Annotated in this window: 16 protein-coding genes; 7 read left to right on the top strand and 9 right to left on the bottom strand. The window is 59.9% G+C overall.

The window, feature by feature from the left end:
* Positions 1-260: 260 nt before the first annotated feature.
* Together ACQZ5N_RS19860 and nspC are read right to left on the bottom strand one after the other, a co-directional pair.
* The gene (locus ACQZ5N_RS19860; RefSeq protein ID WP_269829422.1) at positions 261-1499 is read right to left on the bottom strand and encodes a saccharopine dehydrogenase family protein; all 1239 of its coding nucleotides are present in this window, start codon (positions 1497-1499) and stop codon (positions 261-263) included.
* Between the two features lie 60 nt (positions 1500-1559).
* Positions 1560-2657 carry a carboxynorspermidine decarboxylase gene (gene nspC, locus ACQZ5N_RS19855; protein ID WP_448733884.1) on the bottom strand — a complete coding sequence of 366 codons (1098 nt, stop codon included), beginning with the start codon at positions 2655-2657 and terminating at the stop codon, positions 1560-1562.
* Positions 2658-2931: 274 nt separating this feature from the next.
* Between nspC and ACQZ5N_RS19850 the strand changes: the two genes are divergently transcribed.
* The 3 genes from ACQZ5N_RS19850 (at position 2932) to galE (ending at position 4889) form a co-directional block, all read left to right on the top strand.
* A complete protein-coding gene (locus ACQZ5N_RS19850; protein WP_003522534.1) occupies positions 2932-3276 on the top strand; it encodes a DUF883 family protein in 345 nt (114 codons plus the stop codon).
* Between the two features lie 10 nt (positions 3277-3286).
* Positions 3287-3724, top strand: coding sequence for a hypothetical protein (locus ACQZ5N_RS19845; RefSeq protein WP_003508754.1), 438 nt, complete (start codon positions 3287-3289; stop codon positions 3722-3724).
* A 181-nt stretch (positions 3725-3905) separates the two neighbouring features.
* Entirely contained in the window at positions 3906-4889 is a 984-nt protein-coding gene (gene galE, locus ACQZ5N_RS19840; RefSeq protein ID WP_035239308.1) for a UDP-glucose 4-epimerase GalE, read from the top strand.
* Positions 4890-4992: 103 nt separating this feature from the next.
* Here galE and ACQZ5N_RS19835 read toward each other — a convergent pair whose 3' ends face one another.
* Complete coding sequence (locus tag ACQZ5N_RS19835) at positions 4993-5568, bottom strand: PRC-barrel domain-containing protein (RefSeq protein ID WP_448733883.1); 576 nt, start codon at positions 5566-5568, stop codon at positions 4993-4995.
* Positions 5569-5804: 236 nt separating this feature from the next.
* Here ACQZ5N_RS19835 and ACQZ5N_RS19830 point away from each other — a divergent pair, with 236 nt between their 5' ends.
* Positions 5805-7529, top strand: coding sequence for a sensor histidine kinase (locus ACQZ5N_RS19830; protein ID WP_448733882.1), 1725 nt, complete (start codon positions 5805-5807; stop codon positions 7527-7529).
* 298 nt (positions 7530-7827) lie between these two features.
* Here the strand turns inward: ACQZ5N_RS19830 and ACQZ5N_RS19825 are convergent, their stop codons facing one another.
* Complete coding sequence (locus ACQZ5N_RS19825; RefSeq protein ID WP_020811597.1) at positions 7828-8811, bottom strand: sensor histidine kinase; 984 nt, start codon at positions 8809-8811, stop codon at positions 7828-7830.
* A 101-nt stretch (positions 8812-8912) separates the two neighbouring features.
* On the bottom strand, positions 8913-9707 hold the full coding sequence (locus ACQZ5N_RS19820; RefSeq protein ID WP_003522529.1) for a response regulator: 795 nt from the start codon (positions 9705-9707) through the stop codon (positions 8913-8915).
* A 138-nt stretch (positions 9708-9845) separates the two neighbouring features.
* Here ACQZ5N_RS19820 and ACQZ5N_RS19815 point away from each other — a divergent pair, with 138 nt between their 5' ends.
* Both ACQZ5N_RS19815 and ACQZ5N_RS19810 read left to right on the top strand, forming a co-directional pair.
* Positions 9846-10052 carry a NepR family anti-sigma factor gene (locus ACQZ5N_RS19815; protein ID WP_003522527.1) on the top strand — a complete coding sequence of 69 codons (207 nt, stop codon included), beginning with the start codon at positions 9846-9848 and terminating at the stop codon, positions 10050-10052.
* A complete protein-coding gene (locus ACQZ5N_RS19810) occupies positions 10052-10618 on the top strand; it encodes an RNA polymerase sigma factor (protein WP_003508744.1) in 567 nt (188 codons plus the stop codon). The genes ACQZ5N_RS19815 and ACQZ5N_RS19810 overlap by 1 nt, the downstream gene beginning before the upstream one ends.
* 155 nt (positions 10619-10773) lie before the next feature.
* Here ACQZ5N_RS19810 and ACQZ5N_RS19805 read toward each other — a convergent pair whose 3' ends face one another.
* Positions 10774-11244, bottom strand: a complete 471-nt coding sequence (locus ACQZ5N_RS19805) for an Lrp/AsnC ligand binding domain-containing protein (RefSeq protein ID WP_003522526.1) — start codon at positions 11242-11244, stop codon at positions 10774-10776.
* Between the two features lie 175 nt (positions 11245-11419).
* On the opposite strand from ACQZ5N_RS19805, the gene putA reads away from it, so the two are divergent.
* Complete coding sequence (gene putA, locus ACQZ5N_RS19800; protein WP_448733881.1) at positions 11420-15094, top strand: trifunctional transcriptional regulator/proline dehydrogenase/L-glutamate gamma-semialdehyde dehydrogenase; 3675 nt, start codon at positions 11420-11422, stop codon at positions 15092-15094.
* 41 nt (positions 15095-15135) lie between these two features.
* Here the strand turns inward: putA and ACQZ5N_RS19795 are convergent, their stop codons facing one another.
* The 3 genes from ACQZ5N_RS19795 to ACQZ5N_RS19785 are packed head-to-tail and all read right to left on the bottom strand — an operon-like array spanning position 15136 to position 17720.
* The gene (locus tag ACQZ5N_RS19795) at positions 15136-15957 is read right to left on the bottom strand and encodes an ABC transporter ATP-binding protein (protein WP_448733880.1); all 822 of its coding nucleotides are present in this window, start codon (positions 15955-15957) and stop codon (positions 15136-15138) included.
* A gap of 8 nt (positions 15958-15965) precedes the next feature.
* A complete protein-coding gene (locus ACQZ5N_RS19790; protein ID WP_448733879.1) occupies positions 15966-16745 on the bottom strand; it encodes an ABC transporter permease subunit in 780 nt (259 codons plus the stop codon).
* A 21-nt stretch (positions 16746-16766) separates the two neighbouring features.
* Positions 16767-17720 carry an aliphatic sulfonate ABC transporter substrate-binding protein gene (locus ACQZ5N_RS19785; RefSeq protein ID WP_448733878.1) on the bottom strand — a complete coding sequence of 318 codons (954 nt, stop codon included), beginning with the start codon at positions 17718-17720 and terminating at the stop codon, positions 16767-16769.
* Between the last annotated feature and the right edge of the window lie 195 nt (positions 17721-17915).

The raw sequence follows: 17915 nt of genomic DNA, 5'->3' as shown, positions 1-17915 counted from the left end.
ACTGACGACGGCAGACATACCTGCTCTCGACGTCATCCTCGGGCTTGTCCCGAGGATCTGCGACCTGTTAATTCCATTCAACGTGATTGGATCCTCGGCACAGGGCCGAGGATGACGCCGCGTAGCTGGTAAGACTCATCTTTCCATCGATTTGCGCTACACCCGTTTTGCGTCTCGCGCGGACAGATAAGCTGTATAGCCAAGAAAAAAGCCCCGCTTTCGCGGGGCTTTTCTGTTTCTATCCGTCAAGAATGCTGCGGTTAGAATTCCAGCGCGCGGTCGCCGTTCTCGTCCTTGATGCGGTTCGGAAGGCCGATCTTGTTCAGGATGTTCAGGAACGGCTTCGGCGGCAGTTCTTCCACATTGGCCATCTGCTTCACGTCCCATTCGCCAGTGGCGATGAGCATGGCAGCGGCGACCGGCGGAACGCCGGCGGTGTAGGAAATGCCCTGCGAGCCGACTTCTTCATAGGCTTCCTTATGGTCGGCCACGTTGTAGATGAAGACTTCGCGTTCCTTGCCGTCCTTGATGCCCTTGACGATATCGCCGATGCAGGTCTTGCCGACGTAATCGGGCGCCAGCGAAGACGGATCGGGCAGCACGGCCTTGACCACCTTCAGCGGCACGACTTCGAGACCTTCGGCGGTCTTGACCGGCTTTTCGGACAGAAGGCCGAGGTTCTTCAGCACCGTGAAGACGTTGATATAGTGATCGCCGAAACCCATCCAGAAGCGCACATCGGCGCCGTCCATGTTCTTGGACAGCGAATGCACTTCGTCATGGCCGGTCATATAGGCCTTCTGCTTGCCGACGACCGGCAGGTCGAATTCCTGGCCGACTTCGAACATCTGGTTCGTCTGCCACTCACCCTTTTGCCAAGAATAGACAACGCCGGTGAATTCGCGGAAATTGATTTCCGGATCGAAGTTGGTCGAGAACCAGCGACCGTGGCTGCCGGCATTGATATCGACGATATCGACCGAGGTGACCTTGTCGAAATAATCATCCTTGGCGAGACGCGCATAGGCGTTCACCACGCCCGGATCGAAGCCGACGCCGAGAATGGCGGTAATGCCCTTTTCCTTGCACTCTTCCGCGCGCTTCCACTCGTAGTTTCCGTACCACGGCGGCGTCTCGCAAATCTTGGTCGGATCCTCGTGGATCGCCGTATCCATATAGGCAACACCCGTGTCCATGCAGGCACGAAGAACGGACATGTTGACGAAAGCCGAACCGACGTTGATGACGATTTCCACGCCGGTTTTCCTGATCAAGGCTTTCGTCGCCTCGATATCCATCGCGTCAAGCGCATGGGCCTCAAGTTTCACATCTGTCTTGAGGCTCTTCTTTTCGCGTACGGACTCGACAATCTTGCGGCACTTTCCCAAAGTCCGTGACGCAATATGAATGTCTCCCAATACATCGCTGTTCTGGGCGCATTTATGCGCCACGACCTGTGCTACGCCACCGGCGCCGATGATCAGAACGTTCTTCTTCATTTCAGGTGATGCCTCCTTTTCCCCGCAGGGATGAGCTTCGTTTCATGTTAAAAACAGGGTTTAAGACAGGCTTTGCTCGAAATCGGCAAAGTCGAATTCACGAACGGCGCGAACGGTGCCGTCCAGTTCCTTGATGGCGATGGTCGGCATCTTCACGCCGTTGAACCAGTTCTTCTTGACCATGGTGTAGCCGGCCGCATCCTGGAAGGAGATGCGGTCGCCGACCTTCAATTCCTTGTCGAAGCGGAAGTCGCCGAAAATATCGCCCGCAAGGCAGGATTTGCCGCAGACCATGTAGGGATGCTCGCCCTCGTTCGGCGACACCTTGGCGGTTTCGCGGTAGATCAGCAGATCGAGCATATGCGCTTCGATGGAGCTGTCGACGATGGCGAGGTTCTTGCCGTTGAACAGCGTGTCGAGAACAGTCACCTCGAGCGTCGTGCTTCTGGTGATCGAGGCTTCGCCCGGCTCCAGATAGACCTGCACGCCGTATTTTTCCGAGAAGGCCGCCAAGCGGTCGCAGAACTGGTCGAGCGGATAATTGTCGCCGGTGAAATGAATGCCGCCGCCGAGGCTGACCCATTCCGCACGCGACAGAAGCGATCCGAATTTCTCCTCGATCTGCGTCAACATGCGGTCGAACAGGGAAAAATCGCTGTTTTCGCAATTATTGTGGATCATGAAGCCGGAAATGCGGTCCATGACCTTGTCGACCTTGGCAACGTCCCATTCGCCGAGACGGCTGAACGGACGCGCAGGATCGGCAAGATCGAAGCTCGAAGAGCTGACCTGCGGGTTGAGGCGCAGACCGCGCGTAATGCCAGAAGCCTTGTCGGAGAAACGCTCGAGCTGACCGATGGAATTGAAGATTATCTTGTCCGCATTCGCAATCACCTCGTCGATTTCATAGTCGGCATAGGCGACGGAATAGGCATGGGTCTCGCCGCCGAATTTCTCGCGGCCGAGACGGACTTCATAAAGCGAGGACGAGGTGGTGCCGTCCATATATTGCGACATGAAATCGAACACCGACCATGTGGCGAAGCACTTCAGCGCCAAGAGCGCCTTGGCGCCGGATTTTTCCCGCACATAGGCAATCTTCTCCATGTTGCGAAGAAGTTTTGTCTTGTCGATGAGGTAATAGGGCGTCTGGAGCATGTCGTTTCACATATTGATTGAAGTCAAGGTACGTCTCGATGATGGGCCTTATAGGATGCTTGTGACAGGAAAACAAATGTCCGGCACCGAATTCCTCGAAAATCGCCCCCGAGCCGAAGTGCCATCAAGAAAACCCGTCCCGTTGCGGAACCAAGCCGGCATCGGCGCGTTTGACTGACGGACAGGCGGGTGTTTCGGCCGCCGAAACGAAGCTTCACGGACGGCGGTGATGTATCATCGTCCTCATCAATGATGTTCAGGAAGGACCTCCCCTATGGCAAGCGTGCGTAGCAGCGTCAGCGACAAGATCCAGCAATCCCTCGAAAACGGCGATGCGGCCGATGTGGCAGCGCAGCTCGCCCAGCTTCGCGAAGATCTGGCTAGTCTTGCCAAGAGCGTGAAGGCGCTCGGCGTCGGCGCTTCGCATGAGCTGAAGGCGCAGGCCGCCCGTGTGGCCGATGACGCGCTTACCGCATCCGGCGAAATGGCCGACAGCGTTCGCAATGAAATCTCCACGCTCAACGACAACCTCACCGACCACGTCCAGAAGAACCCGCTCCAGTCCCTCGGCATCGCCGTCGGCGTCGGTTTCGTGCTCGCCCTCCTGACGCGTCGATAAGGCCGCGCTCATGCTTGAGGCATTGCTGGTCTATCTGGGGGAGACCCAGCGCGAGGGGCGCGTCGTTACACGGCGATTGCGCGCGACCATAATCCTGTCGGTTCTGACCGGGATATTTTTTCTGATCGCCTTCATCGCCGCCGTGGTGGCGGGGTCCATCTATCTTGCCCGGCATGTGGGTGCAGGCCCTGCGGCGCTCGTCGTCGCCGGGACCGCGTTCCTGCTCGGCGTCATCATGCTGGTGGCACTGGCGATCGTCAAACGTCCGAGGGTCTATGCCGCACGTCCCGCTGTCGCGCCTTTGACGGCGGCGCCGCTTGCCGCAGCGCCGCTCGCCCTGCAATCGCTGCTCACGCTGGCGATCCAGGCACGTCCCTATGCGACGCTCGCCGTGGCCGTCGCGGCCGGTTTCCTGGCCACGAGGGTCAATACGAAAAAGTCCAAGTAATTTCTTGGCGACACGATAAGGCAAACCGCGCGTCCAGACGATGGATACGCGGTTTTTTTTATGTTACCCGCGAAGGATAGACTGGTTGATGGCGTTACCCGCCACGCCGCCCTTATTTGAACAAAGTGACATACAGTCTCGGGCAGTCTCGGCGCGTCCGTAATTTTCTGAAAGGCAATTGATGAAGAAGAAAGTCCTTGTCGTCGGCGGTGCCGGCTATATCGGTTCGCACACCTGCCTTCTCCTGTCTGAGCGAGGATATGAACCGGTCGTTTTCGACAATCTGTCCAACGGGCATGAGGAATTCGTCCGCTGGGGACCCTTCGAACAGGGCGATATTCGCGACCGGGCGCGACTGGACGAAGTCTTCGCTAAACACCGGCCGGAAGCCGTTCTGCATTTCGCCGCGCTGATCGAAGTCGGCGAATCCGTCAAGCAGCCCGTGGCTTTCTACGACAACAATGTCATCGGCTCGCTCAACCTGCTCTCCGCCGCCATCGATGCAGGCGTCACGGCCTTCGTTTTTTCGTCCACCTGCGCAACTTACGGATTGCCGGAACAGGTGCCGATCGACGAAACGCACCGGCAGGCGCCGATCAACCCCTATGGCCGCACCAAATGGGTGGTGGAACAGGCGCTGAAGGACTACAGCACCTATAAGGGGCTGCGTTCGGTGATGCTGCGCTACTTCAATGCCGCCGGCGCGGATTTCGAAGGCCGCATCGGCGAATGGCACAAGCCGGAAACCCACGCGATCCCGCTGGCCATCGAGGCCGCACTCGGCCGGCGTCAGGGCTTCAAGGTGTTCGGCACGGATTACGACACGCGCGACGGCACCTGCGTGCGCGACTATATCCACATTCTCGATCTCGCCGATGCACATGTGCGAGCCGTGGATTATCTGCTGGCCGGCGGGGAGACCGTCGAACTCAACCTCGGCACCGGCACCGGCACCACGGTGAAGGAATTGCTGGCGGCGATTTCGGACGTTTCCGGCCGCCCCTTCCCCGTTGAATATACCGGGCGGCGCGACGGCGATTCCACGACGCTCGTCGCCAATAACGACAAGGCGAAGGAGGTTCTCGGCTGGGAACCGCGTTATTCCCTGTCGGACATCATCAAATCCGCCTGGGCGTGGCATTCCTCCCGCAATGCCGGGGATTGAACAGCCGGCGAACAAACATAAAAAGACACCGGCCTGTTGGCCGGTGCCTCCCGCGGGACAGCTGATTGAAGCCGGTCCCGCTCCTGCCTCCCAGGTATGGGAATTAGGGCTTGGTGGCGGATGTCGTCGTGCTGTCGGGAGCCGCCGGCATTGCCGCATTCTTTTCGCTGGCCTTCTGTTCCAGTGTCTTGAATTCGGGAGCGGCCTTCAGCGTTTCCGCCGTTTCGGTCGTTGTCAGACGGATGGTGCCGTCCTGCGCGTTGCGCGTCATCGTTACCTTGTCCATGGGAACAGCGACGTCCTTTGCGCCGATGCCCAGGAAGCCGCCGACGCCGATCACGGCCGCAACCAGACCACCGTCTTCTTCCATGATGAGGTTGGTGACGTTACCGATGCTTTCATCGGCCGCGGTATAGACCGCCTTGCCGATATAATCGTTGGCGCTGACCTGCGTTTCGTCCTGTTCGGTGAGATAAGCGCCGCCTGTCGTTGTCGCCGCGCTGTCATTGGTCGCGGGAGCGGCAGGCGTCATCGGGGTGGCAGGCGGGGTTGCCGGCTCCGTCTGCGCACTCGGATTTGCCGGCGCAGGCTGGGTGGTGCCCTGAGCGATGGCCAGCGGCGCGAAAGCCGTCGTGCCCATGAGGGCGGCAGTGACGAGGATTGTAAGTTTCTTTGCCATTTCGTACCTTCCTTTCATCGTTCTCAACTGGCCGGCGGTGATGAATTTCATGTCCGCTTCTCGGCCGGTTCGTCTGGCAAACGGGTTGGTCGTTGAAATAGTTCCGATTTTTTCAACCGAGCCGGTGCAATTGTGACCTGCCGCAACAACCGAAGGTAAAAATCAGGCATTGCTAAAGGGGGACGGCACGGTATTATCCGTGTCGTAACAATGCCATAACTGCCGGAGTTTTTTGTATGCCTCGACCCGGCGACAGACTGAAAGACATGATCTCGGCTTTGCGTCGGCGCAGTGCGAATTTTTTCCCGACCGCCTCCATCGGCACCTATCTGGTGGTGATGGCTACCGTCATAACCCTGCCGCTCATTCTTTTCGGCGGCTATCTGATGCTGCGCCTCGAGGCGGAAAAACGCGACGACCTGCAACGGGAAACCATTGAGGATGTGCGGGTGGTCTCCCGCAACATCGACCGCCGCCTGCAGGAAATCGCCACCTCGCTCAATCTCCTGTCGCAGTTCCCGGAACTCGAGAGCGGCAACCTCGCCGCGTTTCAGGGGCGCGTCGCAGACAGTCTGAAGCGGGAAGGCCTCTACGCCATTCTCGCCACCAAAGATGGCCAGCAGCGTCTCAATACACGCGTGCCCTATGGCCAGCCGCTCGGCAAGGTGCCAACGGAAGCCAATCTGGCCAGGGCGATCGACTCCCGCCGCATCACCGTCTCGGACATGTTTTTCGGCTCGACCAGCAAGGAATGGGTGTTCAACGTCACCATGCCGCTCGGCCCGGACCTGGACCCCGCCGGAGACGCCCTGATCCTGACGCAGAATACCAGCGACCTGAGCCGGCTCATCCCCACGGAAAACCTGCCGCGCAACTGGGCGGTCGCCATCATTGACGGCAACAACCGCGTTGTCGTCTCAAGCGCGCCCGAAGAGGCGGAAGTGGGCAAGCCGTTTGTCACCCCCGATGTCCTTTCGGAAATGCAGGCCTTCAGCGGCAATTTTTTCGACGGCAAGGGTAATCTCTATGCCTATGCTCAATTGCCGGGCTGGCAATGGAAGACGGTGATGTGGGGTCCGCTCGCCGCAAGCCAGGCGGCGCTGATAGACACCTGGCGACAGATGATGATCGGCAGCCTGCTGCTGGTGCTGATTGCCATTGGCGGCGCCTATCTGGTCGGCCGGCAATTGCGCAGCTCCATTCGTGACCTGACCCTGATGGCCGAGCGCATCGGCGAAGGCGAGATCGTCGCACCCGTCGATACCAAGATAAAGGAGGCCAACCAGGTCGCCATCGCGCTCTCCAACGCATCCTTCGACAGAAGCCAGTCGGAAGAGCGGCTGCAACTGCTGCTGCACGAGCTGGTTCATCGCTCCAAGAACATTCTGACGCTGGTTCAGGCGATGATACGGCAATTGGGACGCGAAAATAAAAGCATTCCGGAATTTCAAAAGGAGGTCGATCACCGCCTGCGCGGCCTTGGAATGTCGATCCGGGCTCTGGCGGAGGTTCAATGGCAGGGTCTGCCGATCCGCAAGCTGATCGAGACCCACCTCGATGTTTTCGGAACCGTGGCGCAGCGCATCGTGCTGGTGGGAGACGATTTCATGCTTTCCCCGGAAGCGGCACAGAATTTCGGTCTGGTGATCCATGAGCTGACGACGAATTCCATCAAATATGGCTCATTGTCGGTCCCATCGGGAAAAATTACCCTGCGCTGGCAGTCGCTTGAAAAAGACGGGCGGCAGATGATCCATCTCGTCTGGACCGAAACCGGCGGACCGCCGGCCAGAGAACCGAGCCGCAAAGGCTTCGGCACCACGGTCATCAAAAGACATGCGGAAGGCGCCTTCGGCGGCCAGGTGCTGACGGAATATCGTGAATCCGGCTTCGAGTGGTCGCTGGAAGCGCCGATGCGTTACTTCACGCCCAAACGGTCGGAACAGACAGGCGCGCATTGAGGCCGGGACTTGCGGACCTATCCGCCGTGCAGACGGCAAAAAAGCCGGGGCAAAAATGGCCGGTATTTTGCACAATGTTAAAAAAAACGCATTTTTTGGGAACCGAATCCGGTCGGGCGTGTTTTTACTGCAGGCCAAGCAATTCCCCCGTCCCCGCCTGAAGCTTGGCTGAAAATAAACAGGTTTCGCCCCTGAAAACCTGTCATAAAAATAGCACGGCTCTTTCATGAGCCGTGCTTTTTGTTTTGGTTTTCATGAAATGAAAGAGGAACCCGGCGCTGCGCGCGATATCGCGATTTCAGGCATCCGCGCCGTCGCCGGACGGAAATTTCAGCCGGTAGACGATCCGCTCCGGCGTCAACTCGTATTCGGCGCTTCCCCCCAATGCGGACGGAACCACCTTTTCGAGCACCACGCTGCCGAAACTGCCGCGCCGGGTCTCCGCCGGCTCTTTCGACGGCATCATCGGCTCATTCCATTCAACGATATAAAAATCACCCTCCTGACGACATTGCAGGGATATGGGCGGGTGATAGGCAAGATTGCCGCTATGGCTGACGGTGTTGACGACCAGCTCGTGGAAGGCGAGCCCGATATAAAGCGCGCCATTCGGATTGAGCAGCAGGTTTTCGCCTTCCATATGGATGAGGTTCGGATATTCCGGCACATAAAGATCGAATTGCTGGCGCAGCAACTCGAATATGCGCGCGCCCCGCCAGTCCGAATCCGTGATGAGATCCTGACTCTGGGCGAGAGCGTGCAGTCGGCCGCGGAACTTACGCAGGAAATCATCCTTGGTCAGGCTGAAACGGGCCGTCTGGCCGGCAAGGCTCTGGATGATCGCCAGGAGATTCTTGGAACGGTGACTGACCTCGCGCAGCAGCGAGCGCAGAAGCTGCTCGCGCCGCCTTTCCGCCGTTACCTCCCGGATGGTGGTTTTCAGCACCGTCTGGTTCGACTGGTTGAAGGTGGAATGGACCTGAAACTGAAAAACCCGGTCCTTGCCGGCGTTGACTTCCAGCATGCCGCGGCTGCCGGCCGTATTCATGTCCTTTTTAAGTTCGGCAAGCCTGGCGGAAAGGTCGTTACCGAACAGATTTTCATCGGTCGGATGGGAATCGGCCGGAAGTTTCCAGACATCCGGCAGATTGGCCACGAATATATAGTCGCGGTTCCAGTCCTGCAGCATGACTGTCTCACCCGAATCGAGCAAGGCGAGGACGAGCGAATCGTGAAGTTCGCTTTCGTCCCTCTCCGCGTTATGCCATGCCAGCCGATGCAAATTCGTCTCCTTGCAGAAAGCCGCGGGGCAGCCCCACGACCGTAACCGCCAACGCCCGGGCACCAGAGTGGTTCCCGGTCAGCCTGCGGTTTCGGCAAAATTCACGCCGCGACGCGTGAGCTTTCGTTGAAAAACAGGGCCTGGCTGATAAGCGCTTTCACCATGTCCGGATTAAACGGCTTCGTCACAAGGAATGTCGGCTCCGGCCGCTCGCCCGTCAGAAGACGCTCGGGGAAGGCGGTGATGAAGATTACCGGCAGCGTGGTCATCTGCAGGATGTCCTTCATCGCATCGAGACCGGAACTGCCATCGGCGAGCTGAATATCGGCAAGTATCATCTTCGGCTGGGTGCGATGGAAGAGATCGAGCGCTTCCGTGTGGGTGCGGGCGATGCCCGTGACGCGGTGGCCGAGATCGGTGACCATCTGCTCGATATCCATGGCGATCAGAGGTTCGTCCTCGATGATCATGATATCGGTCGCCACCTGCCGGGCGATTTCAGACGCTGCCTCGTCGATCAGCTTGCCGACCTGATCCTCGGAGACTTTCAGAACCTCTGCGGTTTCCGAAGGCGTGAATTCTTCGACCGTCGTCAAAAGGAATGCCTGACGGGCCAGCGCCGGCACGGCGGAGAGGTTGGCCGAGGCGCGTTTTTCCCATCCCGACAGGTTTTCGTCGGTCTTAATATTGATCGTGACGGAACTAAAGATCGATACGAACAATTGATAAAGCGAAACGCGATCGCTGCTTGTCTGCGGAAAAATGCTGATATCGGCGATCAGAGCTTCGAGTGTTGCCGCAACATAGGCATCGCCCGTCGATTGTGAGCCGCAAACGGCACGCGCGAACCTGCGCAGATATGGCAGGTGCGGTGCGATGCGTGTAGAAACTGACATGGAATTCTCCCCTTTCATGCGGTCTGCAACGCAAACCCACGATAGCAACGTGCGCATTGCAAAAAAAGTTCCGGACCGCCGGAACTATTTTTTTCACGGCGCATTCTTTGCCACGACGCAAAAGGAATACCGGACGTTATGAGCATATTTCAATCGGACCAAGATCAGCCGGACAATTCGGCCGCCCCCCAGGTTCCACACTCCGGGCGGGCGGTGATTTCCCGTAAGCTCAGGGAGCTTTATGATGCCGTTCAGGATGAAGGCATCCCTGACAAATTCCTCGACCTTCTCGAAAAACTCGATGAAGCCGAAAGCAGAGCCAAAATGAAGGCTTCGGAGGAATGATGGCGAAAGAGCCGGAGCAGACAGAATACAATTTCAAACGGGAAATGCTGGCGGCGCTGCCGAACCTGCGCGCCTTCGCGATTTCGCTCATCCGTTCGCGGGATCGTGCCGACGACCTCGTGCAGGACACGATCATGAAGGCATGGGCGAAACAGGACAGCTACCAGCCGGGCACCAATATGCGGGCGTGGCTGGTGACGATCCTGCGCAACGAGTTCTACAGCCAGATCCGCAAGTCCGGCCGTGAGGTGCAGGATACGGACGGCGTCTATACCTCGCGCCTGTCGGTGCCGCCGGAACAGCATGGTTCGGTCGACCTCCAGGATTTCCGCGCAGCACTGGCAAAACTGCCGGACGACCAGCGTGAAGCGATCCTGCTGATCGGTGCCTCGGGTTTTGCTTACGAGGAAGCCGCCGAAATCTGCGGTTGCCCTGTCGGCACCATCAAGAGCCGCGTCAGCCGCGCAAGGCTGCGCCTGCAGGAATTGCTCGGCATCGAAAACGAAAACGAGTTCGGCCCGGACGCGCAGATGAGCGCGGTCACCGCCGCCGCCACGGCGCGCTGAATTCGGACAGTGGCGAACGGGCAGGCCTGCGTCTGCCCGTTAAAACGATGACAAAGGCCGCAAACCTCTCCTCCGTCATGCCGGATCTAGTCCGGGGTGACGGTGTGCGGATGATACGGCGAGCGCGCGCCTGCCACTGTCTTCGTGTTACCCCTTCAGATACCCGTTTCCTTGACCGATTGCATGACCACGAAGGTCGAGGTGTTGGCGACGGATGGTAGGCTCGAGATTTTCTCGCCAAGTACCCTTCGATACTTGCGGATGTCGCTGGTGCGCACTTTCAGAAGATAATCGAAGGCGCCGGCGATCATGTGGCACTCCTCCACTTCCTTGATCTTGCGCACCGCCGCGTTGAATTCCTCCAGCGCCTTTTCGCGCGTATCGGAAAGCTTTACCTCGGCGAAGGCGATGTGATCGACACCGAGCTTCTGCGGATTGAGCATGGCGCGGAAGCCGAGAATATAGCCCTCATCCACCAGCCGCTTCAGCCGCGTCTGGCAGGGCGTCTTGGAAAGACCGACCCTTTTCGAGAGCTGCAGCACGGACATGCGCCCGTCTTCGCTCAGCGCCTCGAGAATCTTGAGATCGAAGTGATCCAGATCGTCTGTTTTTTGACTATTTGCCATGTAATTTAACGCCATATCTCAAAAATAAAAGTTCATATTGCCTGTTTTATCCTGAAAATAGGGCCATAGCAATTTCTGCGGTGATGATATTGTCTGCCACAGGATGACAAGCGGCGGGCGGAGGACACGCTGCCGCCGAAGGTCTGTCTTCAACAGCGTTTTCAGGATTTTCAGAATGGCCGATGGTGCAAGCAACGCCGGTGTAGTGGCGAACGGTATCTTCCAGAATTTTGCGCCGCCGGTGCGCGAGCAAAGCCTGCTGCGCAAGGCGATCACCGCCGCCTATCGCCGCCCGGAGGAAGAATGCCTGGCGCCGCTGATCGAGGCGGCGACGGTGACGGCGGAAGAGACGAAAGCCATTCGCGACACGGCCCGCAAACTGATCGAGGCATTGCGCGCCAAGACCAAGGGCACCGGCGTCGAAGGTCTGGTGCAGGAATATTCGCTCTCCAGCCATGAGGGCGTGGCGCTGATGTGCCTTGCCGAAGCGCTGCTGCGCATTCCCGACACCGCTACCCGCGACGCACTGATCCGCGACAAGATCGCGCGCGGCGACTGGAAGTCCCATATTGGCGGCGGGCGCTCACTTTTCGTAAACGCCGCCACCTGGGGTCTCGTCATCACCGGCAAGCTGACCTCGACGGTAAACGATAGCGGCCTTTCGGCGGCGCTGACAAAGCTGATCGCCCGCGCCGGCGAACCCGTCATCCGCCGTGGCGTCGATATGGCCATGCGCATGATGGGCGAACAGTTTGTGACCGGCGAAACCATCGGCGAAGCGATCAAGCGTTCGAAGCCGCTGGAAGAACAGGGCTTCCAATATTCCTACGATATGCTGGGCGAAGCCGCGACCACCGCCAAAGATGCGGAGCGTTATTACAAGGACTACGAAAACGCCATCCACGCCATCGGCAAGGCCTCTGCCGGCCGCGGCATCTATGGCGGTCCCGGCATTTCCATCAAGCTTTCGGCGCTGCATCCGCGCTATGCGCGCGCCCAGGCCGAACGGGTGATGGCGGAACTGCTGCCGCGCGTCAAATCCCTGATGCTGCTCAGCAAGAAATACGATATCGGCCTCAACATCGATGCGGAGGAAGCCGACCGGCTGGAACTGTCGCTCGATCTTCTGGAAGAGCTGGCGCTCGACAGGGACCTCGCCGGCTGGAACGGCCTCGGTTTCGTCGTGCAGGCCTATGGCCGCCGCTGCCCCTTCGTTCTGGATTACATTATCGATCTCGCCCGCCGTTCGGGCCGCCGCATCATGGTGCGTCTCGTCAAGGGCGCCTATTGGGACGCGGAAATCAAGCGCGCGCAGGTGGAGGGGCTGGAAGACTTTCCGGTCTTCACCCGCAAGGTCCACACGGATGTCTCCTACATTGCCTGCGCCCGCAAGCTGCTCGCCGCACGCGATCTGGTGTTCCCTCAATTTGCGACCCACAATGCGCAGTCCATGGCGACGATCTACCATCTCGCCGGCCCCGGCTTCAAACTCGGCGACTATGAGTTCCAGTGCCTGCATGGCATGGGCGAACCGCTTTACAGCGAAGTCGTCGGCAAGAAGAAGCTCGACCGCCCCTGCCGCTTCTATGCCCCCGTCGGCACCCATGAGACGCTGCTCGCCTATCTCGTCCGCCGCCTGCTGGAAAACGGTGCGAACTCTTCCTTCGTCAACCGCATTGCCGACCCATCCGTGCCGGTGGATTCCCTGCTGGAAGACCCGGTTGCCGTCGTCAAGGCCTATACCGTTCCCGGCGCACGTCACGACCGCATCGCCGCTCCCGAAGGCCTGTTCGGCCCGGAACGCAAAAACTCCGCCGGTCTCGATCTTTCCAGCGAAACGACGCTTACAGCACTGGACAAAACCCTGAAGGCAGGTGCTGCGACGGAATGGAAAGCCACAGCGCCGCAGGCAGGGGGCAACACGCGCCCGGTTCTCAACCCCGGCGACCACAATGATATCGTCGGCCATGTGACGGAGCCCACCGAATCCGATGTCGAAGCGGCAATGCAGCGGGCGGCGGCCTCAAGCTGGCCCTCCACCCCGGTGGAAGAACGCGCCGCCTGCCTGGAGCGCGCCGCCGATGCGATGCAGGCCGAAATGCCCGCCCTGCTCGGCCTCGTCATGCGCGAAGCGGGAAAATCCATGCCCAACGCCATTGCCGAGGTGCGCGAGGCCATCGACTTCCTGCGTTATTACGCAGCGGAAGCCCGCAGGAACTTCAAATCCGGCGAAACGCCGCTCGGCCCGGTCGTCTGCATCAGCCCGTGGAACTTCCCGCTCGCCATTTTCATCGGTCAGGTGACAGCGGCGCTGGTTGCCGGCAATCCGGTGCTGGCAAAGCCCGCCGAAGAAACGCCGCTGATCGCGGCGCAGGGCGTGCGCCTGTTGCATGAGGCCGGCGTGCCGCAGGATGCAGTGCAGCTTCTGCCGGGCGACGGCAAGACGGGTGCCGCACTTGTTGGCTCACCCCTTACAGCCGGCGTGATGTTCACGGGTTCGACGGAAGTGGCGCGGCTTATTCAGGGCCAGCTTGCCGGCCGGGTTCTGGCCAATGGCCAGCCGGTGCCGCTGATCGCCGAAACCGGCGGCCAGAACGCCATGATCGTCGATTCTTCCGCACTTGCCGAGCAGGTCGTCGCCGATGTCATCGCATCCGCTTTCGACAGCGCCGGCCAGCGCTGCTCGGCGCTGCGCATTCTCTGCCTGCAGGAAGATGTGGCGGACCGCACGCTGACCATGCTGAAAGGCGCACTGCATGAATTGCGCATCGGCCGCACCGACAAGCTCTCCGTCGATGTCGGCCCCGTCATTACCGCCGAGGCGAAGGGCATCATCGAAAAACATATCGAGGGTATGCGCGGGCTCGGCCATCGCATCGAACAGATCACGCTTGCCGGCGAAACCGGCAAGGGCACCTTCGTGCCGCCGACAATCATCGAGATGAAATCGCTCGCCGATCTGAAGCGCGAAGTCTTCGGCCCGGTGCTGCACGTCATCCGCTTCAAGCGCGACAATCTCGACCGGCTGATCGATGAAATCAACGCGACCGGTTACGGCCTGACCTTCGGCCTGCATACCCGTCTCGACGATACGATCCAGCACGTTCTGTCCCGCGTCGCGGCCGGCAATCTTTATGTGAACCGCAACATCATCGGCGCGGTGGTCGGCGTGCAGCCCTTTGGCGGACGCGGCCTTTCCGGCACCGGCCCAAAGGCCGGCGGGCCGCTCTATCTCGGCCGTATGACGCAAACCGCACCGAAGATCGACCGCATTGCCAGCCAGCAGGATCAGGCCGCCGTCGATCTCGCCCGCTGGCTGGATGAAAACGGCGAGACAGTCGCGGCCGAAGCCGCACGGCAGGCGGCGGCACTTTCCGGCCTCGGCTTCGAAACCGAGCTGGCCGGTCCCGTCGGCGAGCGCAATGTCTATGCACTGCATCCGCGTGGAAAGGTTCTGCTGGTTCCGGCAACCGAACAGGGGCTTTACCGCCAGCTTGCGGCAGCGCTCGCGACCGGAAACGCGGTTGTCATCGACAATGCTTCGGGACTGGAGAAATCCATTTACGGACTGCCGGCAACCGTGACCTCGCGCATCGTCTGGGCGGACGACTGGGCAAAGTCCGGTCCCTTCGCCAGCGCGCTGGTCGAGGGCGATGCGCAGCGTATCGTGGCGGTCAATGAAAAGATCGCCGCCCTGCCCGGCCCGCTGGTTCTCGTTCAGGCCGCGGCAACGGAAGCGCTTTCCGGGGAAAGCCAGCCCTATACTCTCGACTGGCTGGTCGAAGAGGTTTCCGTCAGCGTCAATACCACGGCCGCCGGCGGCAATGCCAGCCTGATGAGCATTGGCTGATGATATCGTCCGGCGGGGTCTCGGCCCTGCCGGTTCATGCCTTATCCGTTGGTGTCGCCACGGCCGAAGAGCTGGTTCAGAACCTGCTCTTCCAGCCTTGCGAATTCCGCCGTGCCATGACGGCGCGGCCGCGGCAGTTTCACATCGAGATCGAGCGCGATGCGCCCTTCATCGATGACGACGATGCGATCCGCAAGCGCCACGGCCTCCGATACATCATGGGTGACGAGAACGGCGGTGAATTTCTGCTTGCGCCAGATGCGCTCCAGCAGAAGCTGCATTTCAATGCGGGTGAGCGCATCGAGCGCGCCGAGCGGTTCATCCAGCGCCAGGATTTGCGGATGGGCCACCAGCGCGCGCGCCAGCGCCACGCGCTGCTTCTGGCCGCCGGAAAGCACATAGGGCCACTCACCCGCCCGGTCCTTCAGCCCCACCTCGTCGAGAATTGTAAGCGCCTGCTCCTGCGCCGCCTCACCCTTGGCGATGCCGGTCAGCCCCACGGAGACGTTGCTCGCGATACGTTCCCACGGCAGAAGACGCGGCTCCTGAAACATCATGCGGGTGCGGCTCGATGCATCTTTCGAGACGGTTCCGGTGGTCGGCGTGTCGAGGCCGGCCAGAATACGCAGGAGCGTGCTCTTACCACAGCCGCTCTTGCCGATGATGGCCAGAAACTCGCCTTCTCGCACATCGAGATTGATGCCGCGCAGAACCGGTTTGTCGCCGAAGCTCTTCGCTACATTGCGGAAGCTGAAGGCAACCTTGCCTTCGGTCGTCTTCTCGCGTTGTTCGATTTTCCCCTGCGACGGGAGGGAGGACGGGGCATCCGGGCGTCTCAGCGTCGTAACATTGCCGGTCGACATGGGTTACCTCAGACTTTCTTGAAGGCTGGATGCCATTGCAGGAAGATGCTTTCGAGGAAGCGGGCGAAACTGTCGGCCAGCTTGCCGAGAAGCGCATAGATGAGGATCGACAGTACCACGACGTCGATCAGCAGGAACTCGCGCGCCTGCATGGCCATATAGCCAAGGCCGGACGAGGACGAGATGGTTTCGGCGACGATCAGCGTCAGCCACATGATGCCGAGCGCATAACGCAGGCCGGTGAAAATGGCGGGCAGCGCGCCGGGCAGAATGACCCGCCGGAACAGCGTGAAGGGCGACATGCCATAGGTGCGGCCCATTTCCACCAGTTGCGGATCGACACCCTGAATGCCGAGCAGCGTGTTGATGTAGATCGGGAAAAACACCCCAAGCGCGACGAGGAACAGCTTCGCCTCCTCATCGATGCCGAACCAGAGGATGACCAGCGGAATGAGCGCCAGATGCGGAATGTTGCGGATCATCTGCAGCGTCGTATCGGTGAAGCTGCGGGAGAATTTCGAGAGGCCATTGGCCAGGCCGAAAATGAAGCCGATGGAGCCGCCAATGGCGAAACCGGCGAGTGCGCGGGCGGAGCTGACGCCGATATTGGCGACAAGCTCACCCGAGAGCAGAAGCCGCCAGAAGGCTTCCGCGACAGCCGAAGGAGCAGGCAGCACATTGGCGGAAATCAGACCGGCACGCGCTGCCGCCTCCCAGCCCGCAAGAATGAGTGCGGGGAGCAGCCAGCCTGTGACGCCGCCAATCTCGATACGCTTTCCGGTGCTCATGGCATGCCCTCCGGCTCTTGCTCAGTTCGTCGCGCCCGACCAGACGGCATCCTTGATGCTGATCTGTTTCGGGATCAGGCCGAGGCGATAAAAGCGGTCAGCGGTTTCCTGCTGGCTGGCGACGATCTTGTCATCGATCTTGGTAATGCCGAATTCCGAGCGGTTCGCGGCGAGCGTCTGCGCTTCCAACGGCACGCCCGTCACTTCATGCAAAGCTGCGGCGACCTTGTCGCGGTTGGCGGCAGACCATTTCGCCGCCTCGCCCAGAGCATCGATGGTAATGTTGATGGTATCCGCATTGGATTTGGCGTAATCGCGATTGGCGAGGAAATAGGTGCTGACGGCGAGCACATCGCTGGTGCGGGCCAGAGTGACCGGCTTGTAGCGGGTTTCGGCAATCGCATAGAAGGGATCCCAGACGGCCCAGGCGTCGATCTTGTCGCTGGCGAAAGCTGCCGCGGCATCGGCAGGGCTGAGATAGACCACCTCGATATCGCTGAATTTCAGGCCGCTCTTCTCCAGCGCCGCCACCAGCAGATTATGCGCGCTGGTGCCCTTGCCGACGCCGACCTTCTTGCCCTTGAGATCGGCAACCGACTTGATGCCGCTTTCGGGCTTGGTGAAGATCGCTTCGCCCTTGCCATTCGAAGGAAGGGCCGCGACATAAACGATGGCGGAACCGGCCGCCTGACCGAAGATCGGCGGCGCATCCCCCGTCCAGCCGACATTGATGGAGCCGACATTCAGGGCTTCCACCAGCGGCGGACCAGCGGTGAATTCGACCCACGAAACCTTCACGCCCTTGGCCTCAAGCGCCTTTTCGATGACGCCCTGTTGTCTGGCGATCACCGGCAGGCCGGTTTTCTGGTAACCGATCTTCAGCTCTTCCGCCGCCTGCGCCTGCAGCGGCAGGGCGGAGAATGCGGCGGCAACAAAAAGGCTGGCGGAAAGCGCGCGGCGGGTGATGGCTGGCATTTCATCTCCTTGTCACCAGCCCCTCTGGCCGGTTCACGATATGGAGCAATGCTAGGGTTTTCCATTAAAACGATAGAGAGACGATAATTCAATATGAGCAATATTGCGGGAATAAAATTCCGCGCAAATGCCTCTTTTCCGCAAATCGTCGCGGACGCCCTCGTCCGACCCATCGAATAGAAATGCCGGCGCGGA

The sequence above is a fragment of the Agrobacterium sp. 22-221-1 genome, from assembly GCF_053522445.1.
This window is presented reverse-complemented; position numbering and strand designations above follow the sequence as displayed.

Coding starts and splice junctions, on each gene's coding strand:
- ACQZ5N_RS19860 (WP_269829422.1), bottom strand. CDS start 1,499: ATGAAGAAGAACGTTCTGATCATCGGCGCCGGTGGCGTAGCACAGGTC.
- nspC (WP_448733884.1), bottom strand. CDS start 2,657: ATGCTCCAGACGCCCTATTACCTCATCGACAAGACAAAACTTCTTCGC.
- ACQZ5N_RS19850 (WP_003522534.1), top strand. CDS start 2,932: ATGGCAAGCGTGCGTAGCAGCGTCAGCGACAAGATCCAGCAATCCCTC.
- ACQZ5N_RS19845 (WP_003508754.1), top strand. CDS start 3,287: ATGCTTGAGGCATTGCTGGTCTATCTGGGGGAGACCCAGCGCGAGGGG.
- galE (WP_035239308.1), top strand. CDS start 3,906: ATGAAGAAGAAAGTCCTTGTCGTCGGCGGTGCCGGCTATATCGGTTCG.
- ACQZ5N_RS19835 (WP_448733883.1), bottom strand. CDS start 5,568: ATGGCAAAGAAACTTACAATCCTCGTCACTGCCGCCCTCATGGGCACG.
- ACQZ5N_RS19830 (WP_448733882.1), top strand. CDS start 5,805: ATGCCTCGACCCGGCGACAGACTGAAAGACATGATCTCGGCTTTGCGT.
- ACQZ5N_RS19820 (WP_003522529.1), bottom strand. CDS start 9,707: ATGTCAGTTTCTACACGCATCGCACCGCACCTGCCATATCTGCGCAGG.
- ACQZ5N_RS19815 (WP_003522527.1), top strand. CDS start 9,846: ATGAGCATATTTCAATCGGACCAAGATCAGCCGGACAATTCGGCCGCC.
- ACQZ5N_RS19810 (WP_003508744.1), top strand. CDS start 10,052: ATGGCGAAAGAGCCGGAGCAGACAGAATACAATTTCAAACGGGAAATG.
- ACQZ5N_RS19805 (WP_003522526.1), bottom strand. CDS start 11,244: ATGGCAAATAGTCAAAAAACAGACGATCTGGATCACTTCGATCTCAAG.
- putA (WP_448733881.1), top strand. CDS start 11,420: ATGGCCGATGGTGCAAGCAACGCCGGTGTAGTGGCGAACGGTATCTTC.
- ACQZ5N_RS19795 (WP_448733880.1), bottom strand. CDS start 15,957: ATGTCGACCGGCAATGTTACGACGCTGAGACGCCCGGATGCCCCGTCC.
- ACQZ5N_RS19790 (WP_448733879.1), bottom strand. CDS start 16,745: ATGAGCACCGGAAAGCGTATCGAGATTGGCGGCGTCACAGGCTGGCTG.
- ACQZ5N_RS19785 (WP_448733878.1), bottom strand. CDS start 17,720: ATGCCAGCCATCACCCGCCGCGCGCTTTCCGCCAGCCTTTTTGTTGCC.